At 36.4% G+C, this 18,685-nt stretch carries 23 protein-coding genes and 1 pseudogene; 10 read left to right on the plus strand and 14 right to left on the minus strand.

Annotated features, from left to right (window positions below; all coding sequences use genetic code 11):
- Positions 1-20 precede the first annotated feature (20 nt).
- From J5U23_RS06185 to J5U23_RS06205, 5 genes are read right to left on the minus strand one after another with little or no spacing between them, the layout of a single operon-like run.
- The gene (locus tag J5U23_RS06185; RefSeq protein WP_218267280.1) at positions 21-1,076 is read right to left on the minus strand and encodes a TGS domain-containing protein; all 1,056 of its coding nucleotides are present in this window, start codon (positions 1,074-1,076) and stop codon (positions 21-23) included.
- Positions 1,070-1,708 carry a ribonuclease HII gene (gene rnhB / locus J5U23_RS06190; RefSeq protein ID WP_218259939.1) on the minus strand — a complete coding sequence of 213 codons (639 nt, stop codon included), beginning with the start codon at positions 1,706-1,708 and terminating at the stop codon, positions 1,070-1,072. Before rnhB ends, J5U23_RS06185 begins: the two co-directional genes overlap by 7 nt.
- Complete coding sequence (locus tag J5U23_RS06195; protein ID WP_218267281.1) at positions 1,705-2,418, minus strand: 60S ribosomal export protein NMD3; 714 nt, start codon at positions 2,416-2,418, stop codon at positions 1,705-1,707. Before J5U23_RS06195 ends, rnhB begins: the two co-directional genes overlap by 4 nt.
- Before the next feature lie 5 nt (positions 2,419-2,423).
- A complete protein-coding gene (locus J5U23_RS06200) occupies positions 2,424-2,720 on the minus strand; it encodes a DUF424 domain-containing protein (RefSeq protein ID WP_218259941.1) in 297 nt (98 codons plus the stop codon).
- Entirely contained in the window at positions 2,717-3,109 is a 393-nt protein-coding gene (locus tag J5U23_RS06205) for a translation initiation factor IF-2 subunit beta (RefSeq protein ID WP_244988851.1), read from the minus strand. The genes J5U23_RS06200 and J5U23_RS06205 overlap by 4 nt, the downstream gene beginning before the upstream one ends.
- A gap of 71 nt (positions 3,110-3,180) precedes the next feature.
- Here J5U23_RS06205 and J5U23_RS06210 point away from each other — a divergent pair, with 71 nt between their 5' ends.
- The 5 genes from J5U23_RS06210 to J5U23_RS06230 are packed head-to-tail and all read left to right on the plus strand — an operon-like array spanning position 3,181 to position 7,383.
- The gene (locus J5U23_RS06210; RefSeq protein WP_218261424.1) at positions 3,181-4,446 is read left to right on the plus strand and encodes a tRNA (N(6)-L-threonylcarbamoyladenosine(37)-C(2))-methylthiotransferase; all 1,266 of its coding nucleotides are present in this window, start codon (positions 3,181-3,183) and stop codon (positions 4,444-4,446) included.
- A gap of 14 nt (positions 4,447-4,460) precedes the next feature.
- Positions 4,461-5,675: a thiolase family protein gene (locus tag J5U23_RS06215; RefSeq protein WP_218267283.1), complete on the plus strand. Its 1,215-nt coding sequence runs from the start codon at positions 4,461-4,463 to the stop codon at positions 5,673-5,675.
- A 47-nt stretch (positions 5,676-5,722) separates the two neighbouring features.
- Positions 5,723-6,049 (plus strand): translation initiation factor aIF-1A, encoded by a 327-nt coding sequence (locus J5U23_RS06220; protein ID WP_218259944.1) that lies wholly within the window; start codon positions 5,723-5,725, stop codon positions 6,047-6,049.
- Positions 6,050-6,052: 3 nt separating this feature from the next.
- Positions 6,053-6,817, plus strand: a complete 765-nt coding sequence (locus tag J5U23_RS06225; protein ID WP_218267284.1) for a serine protein kinase RIO — start codon at positions 6,053-6,055, stop codon at positions 6,815-6,817.
- Positions 6,814-7,383 (plus strand): KH domain-containing protein, encoded by a 570-nt coding sequence (locus tag J5U23_RS06230; protein WP_218267285.1) that lies wholly within the window; start codon positions 6,814-6,816, stop codon positions 7,381-7,383. The genes J5U23_RS06225 and J5U23_RS06230 overlap by 4 nt, the downstream gene beginning before the upstream one ends.
- Here J5U23_RS06230 and J5U23_RS06235 read toward each other — a convergent pair.
- Together J5U23_RS06235 and J5U23_RS06240 are read right to left on the minus strand one after the other, a co-directional pair.
- The gene (locus tag J5U23_RS06235; RefSeq protein ID WP_218259947.1) at positions 7,342-7,884 is read right to left on the minus strand and encodes a hypothetical protein; all 543 of its coding nucleotides are present in this window, start codon (positions 7,882-7,884) and stop codon (positions 7,342-7,344) included. The genes J5U23_RS06230 and J5U23_RS06235 overlap by 42 nt on opposite strands.
- 30 nt (positions 7,885-7,914) lie before the next feature.
- Positions 7,915-8,922, minus strand: coding sequence for a DUF1152 domain-containing protein (locus J5U23_RS06240; RefSeq protein WP_218267286.1), 1,008 nt, complete (start codon positions 8,920-8,922; stop codon positions 7,915-7,917).
- Between the two features lie 137 nt (positions 8,923-9,059).
- Between J5U23_RS06240 and J5U23_RS06245 the strand changes: the two genes are divergently transcribed.
- Together J5U23_RS06245 and J5U23_RS06250 are read left to right on the plus strand one after the other, a co-directional pair.
- Positions 9,060-9,599, plus strand: a complete 540-nt coding sequence (locus J5U23_RS06245; protein WP_218259949.1) for a hypothetical protein — start codon at positions 9,060-9,062, stop codon at positions 9,597-9,599.
- Positions 9,578-9,892 carry a hypothetical protein gene (locus tag J5U23_RS06250; RefSeq protein ID WP_012710344.1) on the plus strand — a complete coding sequence of 105 codons (315 nt, stop codon included), beginning with the start codon at positions 9,578-9,580 and terminating at the stop codon, positions 9,890-9,892. The genes J5U23_RS06245 and J5U23_RS06250 overlap by 22 nt, the downstream gene beginning before the upstream one ends.
- Here the strand turns inward: J5U23_RS06250 and J5U23_RS06255 are convergent.
- The 3 genes and pseudogenes from J5U23_RS06255 to J5U23_RS16070 form a co-directional block, all read right to left on the minus strand.
- On the minus strand, positions 9,889-11,019 hold the full coding sequence (locus J5U23_RS06255) for an aminotransferase class I/II-fold pyridoxal phosphate-dependent enzyme (protein ID WP_218259950.1): 1,131 nt from the start codon (positions 11,017-11,019) through the stop codon (positions 9,889-9,891). The two genes, J5U23_RS06250 and J5U23_RS06255, sit on opposite strands and share 4 nt — an antisense overlap.
- A complete protein-coding gene (locus J5U23_RS06260) occupies positions 11,003-11,938 on the minus strand; it encodes a homoserine kinase (protein WP_218267287.1) in 936 nt (311 codons plus the stop codon). The genes J5U23_RS06255 and J5U23_RS06260 overlap by 17 nt, the downstream gene beginning before the upstream one ends.
- A 191-nt stretch (positions 11,939-12,129) precedes the next feature.
- Positions 12,130-12,616: pseudogene (locus J5U23_RS16070) on the minus strand (IS200/IS605 family accessory protein TnpB-related protein); the annotation flags it as partial.
- A gap of 81 nt (positions 12,617-12,697) precedes the next feature.
- Here J5U23_RS16070 and J5U23_RS06270 point away from each other — a divergent pair.
- Together J5U23_RS06270 and J5U23_RS06275 are read left to right on the plus strand one after the other, a co-directional pair.
- Entirely contained in the window at positions 12,698-13,975 is a 1,278-nt protein-coding gene (locus J5U23_RS06270) for a glutamine synthetase family protein (protein WP_218259952.1), read from the plus strand.
- The gene (locus J5U23_RS06275) at positions 13,976-14,962 is read left to right on the plus strand and encodes an alcohol dehydrogenase catalytic domain-containing protein (protein WP_218259953.1); all 987 of its coding nucleotides are present in this window, start codon (positions 13,976-13,978) and stop codon (positions 14,960-14,962) included.
- Here J5U23_RS06275 and J5U23_RS06280 read toward each other — a convergent pair.
- Together J5U23_RS06280 and rtcA are read right to left on the minus strand one after the other, a co-directional pair.
- Entirely contained in the window at positions 14,959-15,198 is a 240-nt protein-coding gene (locus tag J5U23_RS06280; RefSeq protein WP_218259954.1) for a 50S ribosomal protein L13e, read from the minus strand. The genes J5U23_RS06275 and J5U23_RS06280 overlap by 4 nt on opposite strands.
- A gap of 32 nt (positions 15,199-15,230) precedes the next feature.
- Positions 15,231-16,244 (minus strand): RNA 3'-terminal phosphate cyclase, encoded by a 1,014-nt coding sequence (rtcA, locus tag J5U23_RS06285; RefSeq protein ID WP_218259955.1) that lies wholly within the window; start codon positions 16,242-16,244, stop codon positions 15,231-15,233.
- 13 nt (positions 16,245-16,257) lie between these two features.
- Here rtcA and J5U23_RS06290 point away from each other — a divergent pair, with 13 nt between their 5' ends.
- A complete protein-coding gene (locus tag J5U23_RS06290) occupies positions 16,258-16,701 on the plus strand; it encodes a hypothetical protein (protein WP_218259956.1) in 444 nt (147 codons plus the stop codon).
- Here the strand turns inward: J5U23_RS06290 and J5U23_RS06295 are convergent.
- Complete coding sequence (locus tag J5U23_RS06295) at positions 16,678-17,736, minus strand: DNA polymerase IV (protein WP_218259957.1); 1,059 nt, start codon at positions 17,734-17,736, stop codon at positions 16,678-16,680. The genes J5U23_RS06290 and J5U23_RS06295 overlap by 24 nt on opposite strands.
- A complete protein-coding gene (locus J5U23_RS06300) occupies positions 17,733-18,584 on the minus strand; it encodes a carbohydrate kinase family protein (RefSeq protein ID WP_218259958.1) in 852 nt (283 codons plus the stop codon). Before J5U23_RS06300 ends, J5U23_RS06295 begins: the two co-directional genes overlap by 4 nt.
- Positions 18,585-18,685: the final 101 nt, after the last annotated feature.

Consider the following 18,685-nt stretch of genomic DNA (forward strand, 5'->3'; position numbering starts at 1 on the left):
TTAAATTTATATAGAAAATTTTACTTTACATGAATCTCAACTATGTCTTTATCTTCTAGAACATGTGAGGGACCAACTTTCTGTCCCTGAAACTTTACCGACCTTCCCCAAACCCTGGCATATCTAAAATTTTCAGCCAATGATGAATGCAGTTTCCTTGCTACGTCTAGAACAGTGGAACCTTTTTTAAGTATCAAAGGATCCTTAGTTGGTTCTTCCCCAGGCTCCTTTGTGTAAATTCTGATCACCTCTAACATCTCAAACAGAAGCTTAGGTAACTTATCTATTTGATCAATACTCAATATTGGAAACTCGCCAATATCAAACCTCTCCTTAGAGATTATTACTGTAGGCTTATAGCTAACTGCTTCGAACATGGATTTCTCTATATCATCTAAGGCAACCTCACCTATGATCTTCACTATTGCTGATTTAATCCCAAAACTCTCTATATAATCCCTTACGGCTTTTTCATCGACGTCCACCAGTTTACCTAAATTTACTATCCTAATTCCAGAGATTCCATACCTTGTTCTCTCTATTATAACCCTCCCCTTAGGTTTTCTCAATAAGATATTATTCTCCTCCAAAAGATTCCTCATAAAGGATAGTTCTTCCTTATTGTTTACAACAATAATTACCTCATCTGCATTCCTTATTAGACCTATTGTCTTAGTGAGTGGAAGACTCTTAGGTGGGTTAACCAACTGTATTTGAACATCCTCATATTTAACCATGCCAGGCACTGGTAACTCGTTGAATTCTTGTTTTACATTGGTAAGTTTTTTCATTATTAAGGATCTTAGGAGTAAATCTCCTATCAAAATCGCTTGACCCGCACCCTCTTTCTCAACAAATAACGAAAAACCTCCGCTTTTCTTGCTCTTTCTTACCTCCATTTCTTCCCTTAATTCGGCCATTCGCCTCTTAGCCCAATATACCAGATTTTCGGTTCCCTTATGTTTAGGAACTTCCTTAAGAAATTCCTGCAAAGCTTGGAATTTCTCCTCCGGTGTCTTTGCGTCCATCACCTTTAGCCATTTAGCCTTGGCTTCAGCGGGTAAATTCGTTACCATAGTCTTCTACCCTCTTTACTTATATAATATAGTGGAGCAGTAGAACGTAAAATTTTCCATGATCTTCTGATAATGGGAGGTGGATTTGGGTTCTTCTCATAAAAGGACTTAAGCCACTTTATTGTTCTAGGATCAGCAGGGTATCCACTCCCGAAATCACCGTAAACTTTTTTCAACTCATCAATATAATTATCCCTTATTACTTTAGCAATAATGCTTGCTGCACTTGCTTCAACAAATAGGACATCCGCCTTGTGAACTACATTTGACTTATAACCTAGCTTTCTGATGAGCTCTATAACAGGCTTCTCTTCTCCCACTTTATCAACTGTTACTATTTCAGGATTGAAAACCGAAAGTGATAAAATTATCTTAGACACCGCATCATATGTGAGATCGTTCAAGTTGTAATTATCTATTTCGTAAGGAAAAACTTTAACTACTGTGAAAGCATCTACGGTACTTGCAATAATATCGAACAATTTCTCCCTTCTCTCCCTAGTTAATTGCTTACTATCCTTTACTCCAATGCCTTTAAGGAATTTTAGCTTTGAATCACTGATAACTACACCTGCAACTATCATTGGACCTATTAAGGCTCCACGACCTGCTTCGTCTATACCTATTCTCATATCCTCAATGAAATAACTAGTTTTGCCTCCCTTTTACCGTTTTTCATCTTTTCATTCTGATAACTCTCATTAACTTCAACGTCAACAATAGAAGATATCATCGATACAAGCTTTCTTGCAACACTTTTACTCATAAAATAATAATCCACACCCTCTCTACCCTCAATAACATCAGAAATATTATCCACTATGCTTGTAGAGAAAAAGGATTCGAAGAACGCTCTCTTCTTATCGTCAACTCCAATCTTACCTTTACTCCTCAGTTGAACTATGGCCTCATAATATCGTGTCTTTTTCCTAAAGCACGAGTCACATAATGTCCTTTCCATTTCTAAACTAATTATCGCCTCTTGGGAAAAGGGTTTACCTCTTACCTTCCCTCTAAATTCAATAGTAGCAAAGGAATTACCACTTGGATCCTTCCATATGCTCTTTATATCAAATGCGAACTCCTCTACGTTTTTATCAATGTCTATCTTATTCCCTAGTTCTCTTATTATAATATCTTCCACGACTGAAGCTAAAGATGTTGCTGAAGTCCTTATCCACTTTCCCTTAATCCATTGTGCACCACAGATCTTGCAATACTTTCCGGTTATCCTTTTAGGTACTTCTATCAGTTTTTTAGATTTTACATAGCAGTCCACGCAGAGTGAGTCTATTAGCTCAACATTTTGCTTTCCGCATAGCACACAGAACTTCCCTGACATAAATTTCACACATTATAAACTTGAGCGAATTTTACACCAGCTACATTGATGACAGAATCCTTGTGAACTAGCCCTCTCCTTATTGCCTCTTCTACCGCGTAATTCCCTACAATACTCATAACTGTAGCCTCATCGATCAATGAAAGGGCATAATCTAATTCTACGGACTCTCCTCCGTAAAACTTCTCACTAACATCGAGTATTATTTCCCCTTCTCTAAATACTTTCCCTAATAGTTCCTCCTGACATATATTTACCAGTGTCATACCTTGTGCTCTAATTATATTTAGAAACACTCTCATAGAGGTTTCACTGGTGTTTGAGCTCCACACGCTAGACAGACTATATACCAGCTCTTCTTCTCCTTCTTTAGTACAGTGTCTAGGCTTTTACAAGTACTACATTCAACGTATGCCTTCAAAAATCTTTCCATTAAGGTATTTATTACTTGTGAGGAGAATTTTCCTTGAATTATAAGTTCACCTTTATCGTCCACATTACCAGGTGCAGCCAATTCCTTTAGCAAGTATTTCATACATATTTTATCTTCTCTTCTAATTCTATCACAATATTCCGCAAAGTTTCTAATCATGGTGGTATTTCCTATATTGAGTATTATTAGATTAGGTAGTGCTTGTGTACCTTCCTTACGACCCTTTTCTGGTAATTTTGAGTATAGTCTATCAAGCATTTCCACGTATTCTTTTTCTGAATTCACATTAAATCTATAAGCACATAGGGTTTAAAATACTACTGAAGAAAATGAAAACCATCTACGTTGAGACATATGGGTGCGCATTAAATAGGGCAGATACTTACGTAATGATGACGTTGCTTAAAAATGAGGGTTATAATTTTGTAGAAAACCCTGAGAACGCAGATATAATTATACTCAATACTTGCGCAGTAAGGTTAGAAACTGAAGAGAGAATGAAACAAAGAATTAAGGAATTAAACACGTTATCAAAAAAATTAGTGGTAGCAGGATGTATGAGTAGTGCAGAACCAGCTACAGTCCTTTCCATAGCTCCAAATGCGTCATTAATAGGTCCACAATCAGTTGAAAGAATAATCGATGTAATTAAATCAGAGGAGCGTAAAATTGTCCTTGAGGGCGATAGAGCACTTATAACTCCTAGAACTTTCGATGGAAAAATTGCAATAATTCCAGTAGCTGACGGATGTGCAGGAAATTGCAGCTTCTGCATAACTAAACTAGCAAGGAGGAAGTTGAGGAGCTATCCATTAAGGGAAATAGTTAATGCTGTGAGAGATGCCGTACAAGCCGGTGCTAAAGAAATAGAATTAACTGGTCAAGATACTGCAGCTTATGGGTTAGATCTAGGAGGATCTATAAGTTTAGTTGATGTAGTAAATAAAGTAACGGAAATTGATGGAGACTTTATGATAAGAATTGGCATGATGACGCCAGAACAAGCTATGAGAATAATAGATAATTTAATAGAAATCATGAGAAACCCTAAGGTGTATAAGTTTATCCATTTACCGGTCCAAAGTGGAGATGATAGAGTATTAAAGCTAATGAATAGGAAATATACAATAGACGAATATAAAGAGTTGGTAAGTGAAATAAGAAGTAAAATACCATTTGTCAATATAACTACTGATATAATTATAGGTCATCCTGGAGAAGATGAAGATGCATTTAATAATACCCTATTGCTTATGAAGGAATTAAGATTTGAAAGGATACATTTAGCAATGTATTCCATCAGGCCAAATACTAGAAGTGCATCAATGCCCCAGGTTCCAGATAGTGTAAAGAAAAAGAGAATTCAAATAGCTAATAAACTATATGAGGATATCGCGTTATCTATTCATTTAGAATACGTGGGAAGTACTAGCAGAGTTATCACAACAGAATTAGGTCGTAAAGGATCTGTAGTAGGAAGATTGGTGAATTATATTCCAGTCGTGATTAGGTCTGAAAATGTAGAACTAGGAAAGTGGTATAATGTTAAAATAACTGAAGCATCATTTTATGACTTGCGTGGAGTTTTTGCTTAAAAAATTTAAACCTAATGAATGAATGTATATTCAGTATGCCGGAAAGTGTATATATCGCATCAGCTGTTAGAACGCCCATTGGAAAGTTTGGCGGTGCTTTAAAAAATCTGTCCCCGGTGGATCTAGGTTCAATAGTAATTAGGGAAGCGCTAAGGAGAGCTAATATAGAACCAAGTAAGGTAGACATTGCAATTATGGGAAACGTCTTAAGAGCTGGACATGGCCAAGATATAGCCAGACAGTGCGCGATTAGAGCTGGAATTCCATACGAAATAGATGGATTTTCCGTAGATATGGTTTGCTCTTCGGGGATGATGAGCGTAATTACAGCTTCACAGATGATCAAATCTGGAGATGTTGACATAATAGTTGCAGGAGGGACGGAAAGTATGAGTCAAGCAACGTTCACAATAAAATCTGATATTAGGTGGGGTGTGAAAATGTTAATGAATAGAAATATTGAGCTTATTGATACCATGTTATACGATGGATTAACCGATCCATTCCTGCAGAAAGTAATGGGACAAGAGGCTGATATGGTTGCAAAAGCTCATAATATTTCAAGAAAAGAGTTGGATGAAGTTGCTTATCAAAGTCATCTTAGGGCTCATAAGGCTACAGTTAATGGATACTTTAAGTCAGAAATCGTTGAGATTAAAACTGATGTAAAAGTAGTTAATGTCGATGAGGGTATAAGAGCTGACACCAGCTTAGATAAGCTTTCAACTTTACCTCCAGCGTTTACCGATGGTGGCCCACACACAGCTGGGAATTCGTCACAAATATCTGATGGTGCGACAGCGTTGGTATTAATGAGTGAAAAAGCAATTAAGGAACTTAAAATAGAACCCATAGCCCGAATTCTAGGGTATAGTTGGGTGGGTATAGAGAGTTGGAGGTTTACCGAGGCGCCGATCTTTGCTATTAAAAAATTATTAAACAAATTAAATACTGATATAAAGCATTTCGATTATTTTGAGAATAATGAGGCATTCGCTGTAAATAATGTACTAGTAAATAGGTACTTGGGAATACCTTATGATAGACTTAACGTTTTTGGAGGGGCTATAGCGTTAGGTCATCCAATAGGTGCAAGTGGCGCCAGAATTATTGTAACGCTCTTAAACGTATTATCTAAAATGGGTGGGGCAAGAGGAATAGCTAGTATCTGCCATGGAATTGGAGGATCAACTGCGGTCGCTATCGAGCTCTTGAGAGAGATGAAGTAATTTTTTATGCATATATAACAATAGACTACTGTAGGTGAATAAATAAGTTGCCTAAGAAAGATAGAGCGCAGGAAGCGCCTAGTAGAGATGTACCAAAGCCTGAAGAGGGACAGACTATATGTGTAGTTAAGAAAATGTTAGGTGGAGATCATTTAATAGTATTGTGTATGGATGGAAAGGAGAGATTAGCTAGAATACCTGGTAAAATAAGGAAGAAGATGTGGATGAGAGAAGGAGATGTGGTGCTTGTTGGTATTTGGGATTTTCAACCCAATCGTTGCGATATATTGTATAAGTATGGAAATGATGAAATAAAGAGACTTGTTAACGAGAATATCATAAGTAGGGAAGTAATTGACCAGTTAAGAGGATAGATTTTGACGGAATTACCAAAGAAGACTAAAGACGAAAAAAGACGTAAAGACGAAGATCTTTTTAAAGTAGTAGATTCCACAATAGATTATAGGACTTACCTAAATTTAATTCAAATAGCTAGAAGATTGAACATTGAGGAGTATTTGGGTGCAATATCGTCTGGGAAAGAAGCTAGGATATATCCTGCCAAGACTTTCGATAATAAGTACTATGCGCTAAAGATATACTACACATCCGCAGCGCAAAGTAAAAGAGCCATTAAAAAATATACTGTTGGCGATATAAGATTCGAAGACGTAAAGGTAACCAATACTAAACAACTTATTAATACTTGGGCGAAAAAGGAATTCAAAAACCTTAGTAGGCTATATGAGGCTGGAACTAGAGTACCAAAACCTATTCTAGTTTACGAAAACATTCTTGTAATGGAATTTATTGGTGAAAATGGCCTAAGGGCTCCCCTTTTGAAGGAGTTAAATGATGAAGAAATTACGCAAGAATTGTATGATGACCTAATTCAACAAGTGGAAATTATGACGAAAAGAGCTAAATTGGTTCACGGAGACTTAAGTGAGTATAATGTAATGGTTTATGATAATAAATGCTACATAATTGATGTGAGCCAAGCAGTTCCCATAGATTACGAAGATGCGATTATGTTATTGAAAAGAGACCTCGATAACATAAATAGATTTTTTGAGGATAAAGGAATAAATATAAAGCCCACAGAAGAGTTATTGATAGAATTCGGAGTTTCCGGGGATTGATAATCTTGTTCACTACGGTAGAAGATGAGAAATTAGAAGTAGTTAAAAAAATCATTGAGAAACTTGAGCAGTTTACAGATACTAAGATTATGTACGATGAAAGAACTAAGACTTTCAATATACTTCCTAAGGGTCAAAATCAATATGAAGCCCTCAAGGCTGTGTCAGTAATAAGAGCAATAGGTCTAGGATTCGATGAGCAATCCGCCTTTAGATTACTCAGTGACGAATATATTTTAGATGTGATAGATTTGAAAACACTCATAGGAAGTAATCCAGATGCAATAAGAAGAGTAAAGGGAAGGATAATAGGCGAAGGTGGAAAAGCTAAAAGAATAATTCAAGAGTATACCGGGGTTGATATATCAATTTACGGCCATTATATAGGAATAATAGGACCTTATGATCAAGTTCAAATAGCAAGGAAGGCCATAGAGCTTTTGATTGACGGAAAAGAACATTCCTCAGTCTATAAATTTCTAGATAAAGCAGAAAAAGATCTGATAATATACAAAACCTCTAAATTAGGAAGAAAAGGGATTAACGAGATCAAGGGCAATCGGTAAGTGATATCTATTACTAATAGTCCTTATTACATTAGAATACGAATCTAAAACTTCTCTATTTTTCTCATTTTCCAAAAATACTTTCAGCTCTTCCGATTGTTTCATATAAGCCAATTTAAAGAACCTATACAATATTCTTTTTGGTTCACTAAGAATTTCTTCAGTTAAAAGAAGATTTGGCTTAGGTATCATAGATAAGGTCAAATGAACCCCATCTAATAATGCTATCATCGCTACCTTATAGGCACTATATTCCCTTGTAGGAGATTTTTTACTAGCCTTTACTTCTACATAATACTTAATACCATTCTTTTCAGCTTCTATATCATGAGTTGGCATATCGACTGACTTGATATTTTCAAAATTCATTTCTTGTAATATTCGCCTAGCCCTATACTCCATGGCAAAGCCAAAGATTATGCCTCTAGCTCTAGATAACGCGTAATTTATTTCATCTTCATCAAAGCCGTACTCTGACTTTAGTTCACGAATCAGATCCACATAGCAATATAAATATGCAATAATAAAAATCTAGCACTTTATTTTAACGCCTCCTAATTTCCTCCTACCTTCTGCCCTAATTTTGCTTACGTCATATGCAGAAGCATGGGAAGCATTTAAACCAAATTGACAATACAAATCTATTTCAAAGTTATATTCAGTATATATACCAACTTCATTAAGATTCTTGTTAGCGTCATCGATTGAAGAGGAATCCTTAACTAAGCTATAAAGAGGACTAGTCTCGGCTACCTTAATGGGATCAAGAAAGAACATAATAGCTGAGACTGGAGTAACGAAAACATTTCTTGTACCATTTCTAATGGGTATGTCTCCATACAACCCCTTAAATGCTTCAAAAGGTATCTTTGATGCTTCAGTATTAACTTCATTTAGGACTCTCTCTACTCGACTTGCTGTTTCCCTATCATAACCTTTAATATCCAGTAAACCGTTCAACGAAGCTATTTCACTGATTCGCTTAAGAAAGTAATCGTATTGTAATTCTCCATCACTGCCACTACCTATAACTCCTAACATAACATTATATCCATCTTCCTCTAGCTTGACAAGAGAGGCTAAAGAGATAAAATCAATGAGTGGACTACCCAAGGTTTCCTCACAACCCTTAGCTAATACGTCGCCTCCTGCATCTACTCCAACTATTAGATCAATTTTCTCTCTATTTACAAATTCCTTTAATGATGAATAAAGACCCATGGCTCCACTTTTATTGCAAATTCCGTAAGCTCCATCCAACTCTAATGACCTAATGACCCTTACTAATTGAGGTACTACTTGCCTACTGCCTCTGATCGCATAAGTATCTTTATTAACCTTGTATAAACCTTGGTTTACTAGAATAGCGTTTCTTAAATCGTCAAAGCATATGGGTCCCGGTATGGGATCTTCTACATATCTCTCCCAAACCACTGCACCTAGCAAAACGTTATAGCCTAACTTTCTCAAGTAACTATATGCCACTATCGCAGATACTATGTCGCCTCCACCGCCTATCCCGAAAACAAATGCTTTCATATTTAAACCTTTTCCTACTTTATACTTTAAGTTATCCTAATAATACCACTACAACGTCATACCATCCGGCGATTTAGTATTATCTGATCTCTCTCTCATATTTTCATCCACCAAGCAGAATTGATAGGGAATATATCTTGAGCACGGAAATTGATAGTAAAAACGTATCAATGGACATGTTTACGACTTATGAGGAGGAGTTAAGAGTAGGAGAGGCATTGGCTCACATACTGGCAGCTGCATCCATAGTAATCGAATTGGAAGGGGAGAGCGAGGAAGTGAGAAATACCATAATGAAATACGTCGATCTTTGGATTTCTAAATTATCACCAATTGACTATTCTCCGGGAATGGCAGAAGTGATAGGTTCTAAGGTTAGAAGGAAAATAACAAAGATCTTTGATGAAATAAGTGAAAATGAATTAGGAGATATATTAGATTTCATCATAGACTTTAAGAGAAAACTAGATATTGGCACATTAGAAACTGAAATATTAGAGTTGGAAGTTAGGGTGGAAAAAGTTCTTAGGGTGTTAGGAATAGATATAAATGACGTAAGACAATTCTTTAATTTCACTAACGTGGAGAAAAGAGCCAATAGGCTAATAGCATTGGCCACAATATCGATAGGTATTGCATCAGTATGGGATGAAAAATGGACAGCGGAATTACAATAATCGCGGAAAAATTAATCGACCCTAGTGTTAAGAAAGCGTGCAAAATGGTGGTCAAAGATGATGAGATAATTAAATTAGTCGGAATTTCGTCAAAGAAGTTAGCCTTAAATGTTATAGATAAAGTATCTTTTTGGTTAGTTTATGAAAATAACAATTTGTTATATTGCAAATTATGTAACAGAGGACCCTTCACGAAAAAAGGACTTTATTTACACTTAAGCAGAGTCCATAGGAGAGAGATAAGAGAAATGCTAGAGGAAGAATTAAGACATGAAATAAGAACAATAATCTAATATAAAGTGCCTAATGCTCTATCTAAATCCTCTATCAAGTCATTTACATCTTCTATTCCAACAGATAGTCTGAGAAGACTATCTGTTATCCCAACTATCTTCCTCTCTTCTAAACTCAGTGTCCTATGAGACATGGTAGCTGGGTGCGATATAACGGAATTCACTCCACCAAGCGTTTGTGCAGGAATTATTAACTTAAGTGATTTCATTACTTTCAATGCATTTTCTTGACCTCCATTTACTTCAAAACTTAAAACGCCTCCAAATCCCTTGAGGACCTTTCTAGCTATTTCATAATCTACGTGAGATTTAAGACCAGGGTAATACACCTTTATAACTTTAGGATGTCCTTCTAAAAATTCAGCTATTTGCTCCGCATTCCTATTAATAACATCCATCCTTATTTTAAGAGTCTTAATACCCCTTAAAGTCAGATATGCCGCATGGGGATCTAAGGAAGTACCTAATGTTCTTCTCATTTGGTCTATAACATTTAAGTACTTACCATAACCAGCAGCTAATCCTGCTATTACATCATTATGGCCAGCCAAAAACTTCGATGCGCTATGAACCACTATATCAGCACCCAACTCTAAGGGCTTTTGATTTATTGGAGTGGAAAAAGTCGCATCCACAATTAATATACTTCCTCTTTCTTTTGCAACCTTGGATAATTCACTAATATCGACAACCCTTAATAATGGGTTCGTAATATTCTCTACAAATATTACATCGTACCTCTTAGACTTCGCTTTCTCTATTATATTATTACTACCAGGGTTTGATGCATCTACATCAATACCCCAGTTTTTAAGATAATCAGTAAAGAAACGATAAGACCTACCAAACATATCACGATGAACCAAAACACTATTGCCAGGCTTTAATAATGCTAAGGCAGATGTGGATATAGCACCCATCCCCGAAGAAAACGCAACACCCATCTCAGCGTTCTCAAGTTCTACGATTTTCTTAGTGAGTTCTAGAACAGTGGGATTTGCCTCCCTAGAATATCTGTATTTCTCTCCTTCAGGATAATGATAGGCAGTTGTCTGATATATTGGAGTAGTAATAGCACCAGTCGCTTCATCTATATCTTCCCTTACTGTTCTAGTTGCGTCTTTCAACCTCTACACCTCCAGCAATTTTGGCTTTGATAACTTTACATTCAACATTAAATTCATTACAAGTTTTAGTACCCTCTTCTGCAATTTTATTTTCATCGGTCATTTTATCGGTCAAAACTAAGATTGAAGGACCCGCGCCACTTACACAAGATCCTATTGCGTCGTATTTTATCGCGATTTGTTTAATTTTAGGATAGTATGGGAATAAGGGAAGTCGAGCTTTCTCCACAATTTCGTCATTTAAACCTAATCTTATCAGATCCCTCTCTCCTTTAACGAAGCCAATCAGCAAAGAGGACATATATCTTGAATTATTTATATACTCAGAAAGTTTAACTGTTTTAGGTACCATTTCTCTGGCCTTCTTAGTTTTCTCTTCAATATGTACATTTAATGGGACGAAAAGCAAAATATTAAATGAGTAATTTAAAGGAATTTCAATAACCTTAACTGGATTAACGGAAACTACGGAGACAACTCCGCCAAAAACACTAGCGGCGACATTATCTGGATGAGGAGACCCAGAAGAAGCGATCTCCCCGTACATGGCATACCTAACTACTTCTTCCTTGGATAAGTTAAGTTTAAATAAATTATTAAACGCCATAACAGCTGCTGCTGCAGAAGCTCCGCTACTCCCTAATCCTAAACCCTCGGGAATACCCTTTATCACTTTAACTCTAAGACTAGCCTTTATCCCTCTTTCCTCCATGATCCTAACTATTGGATAAGTAGCCGAGTTCTTAGTTGGCTCTAGTGGAATGTTTGAATTACTTTCAATTACGATATCCCCTGAATTCTTATTCTCAACGCAAATTTCAACAGTGTCAAAAAACGCAGTATGTGCCATCGATAATATATCAAAGCCGGAACCTAAGTTAGCTGAACTCGAATATGCCCTAGCTTTTTTACACTCCACAACCTAAATAATAATAATACTTATAAATTTCTTATTATCTCCTAAGAGCTTCAACAAGATAGATTTTGATTAGATAAAACAACTTCTGCTATCCAATAAGATCTCGTACATCTTATCGTTTTGACATTCTCCTCATCCTAAGTGATAGCGTAACATTCCAATTTATCTTATATTAAAGAATGATTAAGTGTTTACCCATGGCGTAACTTATCCTTACTTTTAATTACTTCTAATTCCGCCACGGCGCCCCTCTTAGGGGATCATACACTTTCACCCTTGAATCATTGGGGCTAGTCGAGGGAAACGTCACTCCTACGGTTGCAAACCCAGGTCTGTCAGAGACGGAGCATGTGGTGCCTACCCTCCCATCCGCCTTTCTCATAATGTTAGGAGGAGCAATCGAATTCCTCTCCAACAAAACACTCCCTATCTAAAATACCTAGCAGTCATTCTGACTACTCTAATACCCCCACTCTCGTGAGCAGAGCCCGTTATCAAGTAGGGGTTAAACACCTTGTCGACCTTCTCCACAATCCGCTTGTCCTTCTTCAGTTTCTTGCCGTTAAACAGGTTAACAGACGAAGTATACGCCTCAGAGATCTCCTCAACATTGAGTGGGTGAGCCTTAAGCAACTCAACCAACTTAACAACACCCCACTGGTGAATCCTATGGCTTAACTACATAAAAATCATAATAAATGCTTAAGCTTTCATGTTAATATTTATTAAATAATTCTACGAATAGTTGATGAGATAAAAGTGTCTAAAGAGAATATATTTGATGCTTTAAAATCTGGAAAAATAGATTATGTGAGAGTAGAATTTGTAGATATACTAGGGAATACTAAAGGTAGGTCTCTAAGGAGAGCGGAATTTGAAAACGTGATAAATAGCAACAAAGGAGTTGACTATCCAGAATCATTGGCATTGATGGACTACAAGGATAGGCCGATAAAGTCGAAGTATGAGGATATTATTGCTATCCCCGATCTTAACACCTTCGTTGCAATACCGTATTTAGAAAGAACTGCTAGAGTACTCTCATTTCTAGTCCAACCCGAGGGTTTATCATATCCATATTGTAGTAGATCTATACTCAATAAGGCAATAGAGAAGTTAAAGGAAGCAGGATATACCCTACGGGTTTCGTTTGAACCAACATTTTATCTCTTAAATTCTTCCCTAGATCCAGCAGATTATTCCAAAGCCTTCTCGTTGGAGGGATTATTAGAACAACAAAACTTTCTAAAATTACTTATAAAATATTTGGAAGAGATTGATATACAAGTTGAAACTATTAATAAACATTATGGCCCAGGTCAATACGAGGTTAAGCTTTCTCAAAAACCTGTTTTAGAAGCTGCAGACTCCCTGATTTCCAGTAGGGAAGTGATAAGAGATACTGCAAAAATGAATAATGTAATTGCTACTTTTATGCCGAAACCATTTAAAGACTACCCTAGTAGTAGTATGGACATTACATTAAGCTTGCAAACAACGGATGGAAAAGACATTATGTACGATCCCAATGACGCCAAGGGAATTGGTCTTAGCAAGATTGCATACAATTTCATTTCTGGAATATTAGAGCATCTCTCTTCAATATTATCTATCGCTGCACCGACTGTCAATTCATATAAGAGATTTAAGGAAGTAGTGACTCCAAATATGCCGGGGATAGGCACTGAAAGACATTACATAGTCAGAATTCCAAGTTATTATAAGGATACTCGTCAAGTAGAATTCAGATTAGCAGATCCATTAGCGAACCCGTATATTCTATTAGCCAGCATAATATATGCAGGCTTAGATGGTATTGAAAGAAATCTTATGGTTAATATAAATGAATATTACGGAACCTTACCACAGACCCTAAAGGAATCGTTAGGTAGATTGGAGAATGATACATATATGAAGTATAATTTGGGCCAAGATTTAATCACTACTTATATTAATATCAAAAATATAGAGATAGAAGAATACGAATCAGAAATAACTGAATGGGAAAAAGAGTACTATTTAAAGGCAGGATGGTAAATGCTAGCTGCTATTCTAAGAAGTTTCGGTGAGGAATTAAGTCTCGAAGATGTAAGAGAGCCTTCTAATGGAATTATTCTAAAAGTTCTAGCTACTGGGCTTTGTCATGGGGACTTGCATGTAATGAATGGCGATTGGAAATACGAAATTAAGATTGAATTGCCGAAAATATTGGGACACGAAATTCTCGGTGAGGTTATCAAAGGTAATGACAATTTTAAGGAAGGGGAAAAGGTACTAGTTTATAACAGTATTGGTTGCGGAAAATGTAAGTATTGTGCGTCCAGAAAGTATCAATACTGCGAAAAAGTGAAAATTGTTGGGCTTAATATTGATGGTGGTTTCGCGGAATATGTGAGTGTTCCTACTGATAATATTCTCTTAAGAGTAGATGGTAATCCCGTTGAGTTAGCACCCCTAGCAGATGCCGGAATCACAGCTTATAGCTCAACCAAGGGCATAGGTGAGGGGGATAATGTATTGATTATAGGAACTGGGGCTGTCGCACTAGTGGCATTACAAATTTTAAAACTAAAAGGAGCTAGAATTACCGTTATTGGGCATAATAAAAATAAGCTTAGTAAGGCTAAGGAAATAGGAGCTGATGAGGCGATTGATATACAGAATGGCAGTACGATAGCTAGTGAGATTAAGGAGTCTAAGTTTGATTACATCATAGATTACGTGGGCAGTGATTACACACTTTCTGATTCCATGTGGTTGCTAAATAGGGAAGGAGAGCTAAGAATTGTCGGAGAATTTGGTGGTACTCTAACTGTTCCGGAGCAGTTACTAGTATTAAAGGGGTTAAAAGTAAGGGGTATATTATACGGCAGCTTTGATGATTTGATAAGTGTTTATAAAATATATAATGAGGGAAAAATTAGACCTATAATAAATACGTACAGATTAAGGGATATCAACAAGGCGGTTAAGGATTTAAGAGAGGGCAAAGTGATAGGTCGTGCGGTCATAGTGCCTCCTTAAGATTTTTGAGTCGAAAGTTGCTCTAAAAACTTCTTTAGTACTTCTACATTTTCTTCATGAACTGATTTTCTTCTTATATCTACTATTATCCCCAGTTTTCTAGCGATATTTATATTTAATCCAACTTTTTCTAGTTCTCCTATACTAAATCCTCTACCTATTCTTTTATCCTTTCTTTTATGAGGGTATTCGAAATTATAATTTGGTCTTTTTATTAAAGCTTTAGGGAACTCCATAGGAGTCCCCAAAATTAAATAACGTAGTTCCTTTAAAAGATTTTAGCTTTAAACCTAAATGGTCTCTTACCGCTAACGTCGATTTTAATATCTAGAAACTTCTTTATAATCTCCATATTCGTATAGGCGTGAGATGTCAATTCCGCACCAATATATTCCCCACCGTAAAGTGATGCAAATATCATGAGCATATCGCTCATGTGTATATCCACAGAGGCCTTAGTGTTAAGATTATCAATAAGTATCCTCGCAGCCTCTTCTCCAACTATTTCAGCTCTTTTACCTCTCTCTCCCAGCGAATCAGCTCCAATAATACTCTTCTCCCCTATGGCAGCCAATGCAATACCACTACCTTTACTTACTTCACCTTGTCTTACGTCAGTTTCTATTTCAATTGGAACTCCAAGTTTAGATAGGATTTCCCTAGCTGAATTCATCTGTCTCTCTGCGATATGGGCTGGTAAAGATGAAACATGTGAAATTCCCTTTATTATTGTTAATTTACCTAGCTCTAGTAAACTAAAGGCGGATGGGTTTCCATTGGCATTTTCAATTATCACTTCTCCTCCACCTTCTGGATAGTGGCCTCTTTTTATCAAGTTCAACTTTGCTTCAATCCCTATTTTTCTTAAAATTTCTAAATATACAAGTCTAATGTAGTCAATGGTAGGAGATTTCGGGACATCAGTACCACCTTTAATTCTAATTTTCACGTTCTTGTTAATTATGGCCGGTAGGACAGTTTGTATTATTAGAGTTACACTTCCAGCTGTACCAACGTCTATATCTATATTGGTATTTCCCTTGATTTCATGAGGCACAAATATCAGTTCTTTGGATCCTACTTCATCCCCCTTTGTTTCAGCATTTGATATCATCTTCATAGCTTTTACTGCCCATAGATGTTGCCTTTGTAATCCGGGATTAGGTCTATTAGCTCTTATATTAAATATTCTAAATGGTTTACCAGTTATGACAGATAGCGTTAAAGACGTTCTCAGAATTTGCCCTCCTCCTTCACCAAAGGATCCATCTATTTCAATCATTAGGTGAATTATCTTGAAGGTCAAATTAAAGTCTCTTGCGAAGGTTGTTGGAGAAGAGGAGTTGGCGGTAATACCTTTAGCGGAAAATGAATATTTTATAGAATGTCTTAATTTTTATGAAGATGTTGAAGGAGGAAGACAAGCTAGATTAGTTGTTATAGTAGATAAGTATGGGATAATAAGACAAGATCAAATTAATTTCATAAAAGGTAAAAAGACATTTGTAGATGCCATAGGAATAGAAGATGATTTCAAAAAAATACAAAGTGTATTGAAGCTGGATAGAATAGCTAGAATGTTTAAAGTTCCATTATATTTTGATATTGAAATACTTGAGAAGCCTGATGTTTCTAAGAGGGGAATAAAGGGGTTTTATAACTATTTGTCAGTTCATAAGGAAATAGATATAGGAAAGTTAAAGGGTTTAGTAAGTTTAAGTATTGAAGAATCTATCTAACCCTATTGCCTCAATGAATTTACTAAACCTCACTCCAATTCTCCTTATTTTTCTCTCATCCTCTTCCAATATTTTTTGCAGTAATTTTACTGCTTCCTTATAAGCTGTCTCCTTACTTATTCCATGGGTAAAAGTTCTTCCTCTACTTACGATATCTAAATCTTCCGTTATTGCAACTACGTGAATAGCTTTAGGAATCTTCTTATCTAACTTATGATATGCCTCCTCTATTGCTCTAAATAAATACGGTTTTATTTCCTCCAAGTCCCTGCTATTTCTCTTCATTGTTACTATTCTCCCAATACTCTTCCGTACTCTAGCTCTTATAGGTTCGTTATACTCATCTCTAGCCAAAGAGTACAGATATTTGGCTTTCGCCTCACCAATTATTCTTTTTAGTTCGCCAAATTCAACTCTTAACGTGTCAACTAGTTTGTTGACGCCTAACTTCTTTAGTTTCTCAGCAGTAATACTACCAACTCCTGGTACATCACCTATATCTAGCTCTCTTATCAGCCTTTTAACTTCATCATTATCAATAACCTTTATCCCGTTTGGTTTTGCCATATCAGCAGCAATTTTTGCGAATACCTTATTCTTGGAAATCCCAACAGTAACTGTAATTTTCTCTTTTTCGAGTATTTTGTTCTTAATCTCCAACCCTAGATTATATGCCTCTTGATAATCCTTAACCTTGTCTGAGATATCGAGATAGGCCTCATCTATACTCGCAATCTCGATCTTCTCAGAGTACTCCCGTAGCAACCTCATTATTCTATTGGAAACTTGTTGATACACTTCCTTTCTCATGGGCAAGTAAACTGCATTTGGCAAAATTTTCTTTGCCTCAACTATTGGTATTCCAGCTTTTATCCCAAATTTTCTGGCTTCGTAGTTCGCAGTAGCCACAGCCCCACTATCCTCAAATCTACCAGAAAATACACAAACGACCACTGGCTTTCCTTTCAAGGATGTATCTAAAACTTCCTCAACTTGAGCGTAAAAGTAGTCAAAATCAACGAAGAGAATGATCATTTACATATAACATTTGGTTTCTTCTTCCTTAAATACTCTCTTACCTCTTCTAATGTTGGTGAAGAAATTCCTCCTATCCTCGTAACCTTAAGACCTGAGGCAACGCTAGCAACTTGTAGACTCTTTATAATATCCTTTTCATCAGAATATGTTACATTAAATGCAGCATCAAAGGTATCTCCAGCACCGGTAGTATCAACTATCTTTTCTAGTTGTATTGGTTCTACTGTACACTCTTCTGTCTCAGTAATTATCTTTGCCCCTTTCTTGCCCATCTTAATTACGATAAATCTGGCCTTTATGTTCTTATCCTCTATCATTTCATACTCTTTCTCATTAACATATAAGATGTCTACGTCAATCGACTCTATATTTTTGACTTGTGGACCTGGGTCGTAACTTACTAATTTTGCATAGGGGTCTCTTACAACAACATTCGGTGATACTGAGGCGAAGTGAATAACGTCAAATAATCCAAAACACCTTTTAACATCTTCTCTAGTTAGCAATATTGATGCACCAAGTCTTCTTACCATAGATAATGTTCCATCGTTTCTTAGGAAGATTAATGTGGCGCTAGGTTTCTCATTTAGTTCTTCTACGTATTCTAGACCTACCCCTAATTCCACTACCTTCTCCATTAGACTTCTAACTACTTCATTTTTCCCAACCTTTGCTAGTAGCTTAGCTGAGTGACCCAGTTTAGTCACTGCCACTGCATAGTTTGTTGCAGCCCCTCCTGGCATAATTTCAAGAACATCTGTCATGTGACTAGAGTCTATGGGTGGGATAGAATCCAATTTTACTATAATATCAATGTTAAATCTCCCAACTGCTAGGTGTATCAACTAAAATCACCCATGTCAGACAGCCGCCACTCAATCACTTTGTCAGTCCCAAAGGTCTTCATCACATGTTATCTTTACATAGTGTTATATTAATAAAGCTT

It is taken from the genome of Saccharolobus shibatae B12 (assembly GCF_019175345.1).
Classification (GTDB): Archaea; Thermoproteota; Thermoprotei_A; order Sulfolobales; family Sulfolobaceae; genus Saccharolobus; species Saccharolobus shibatae.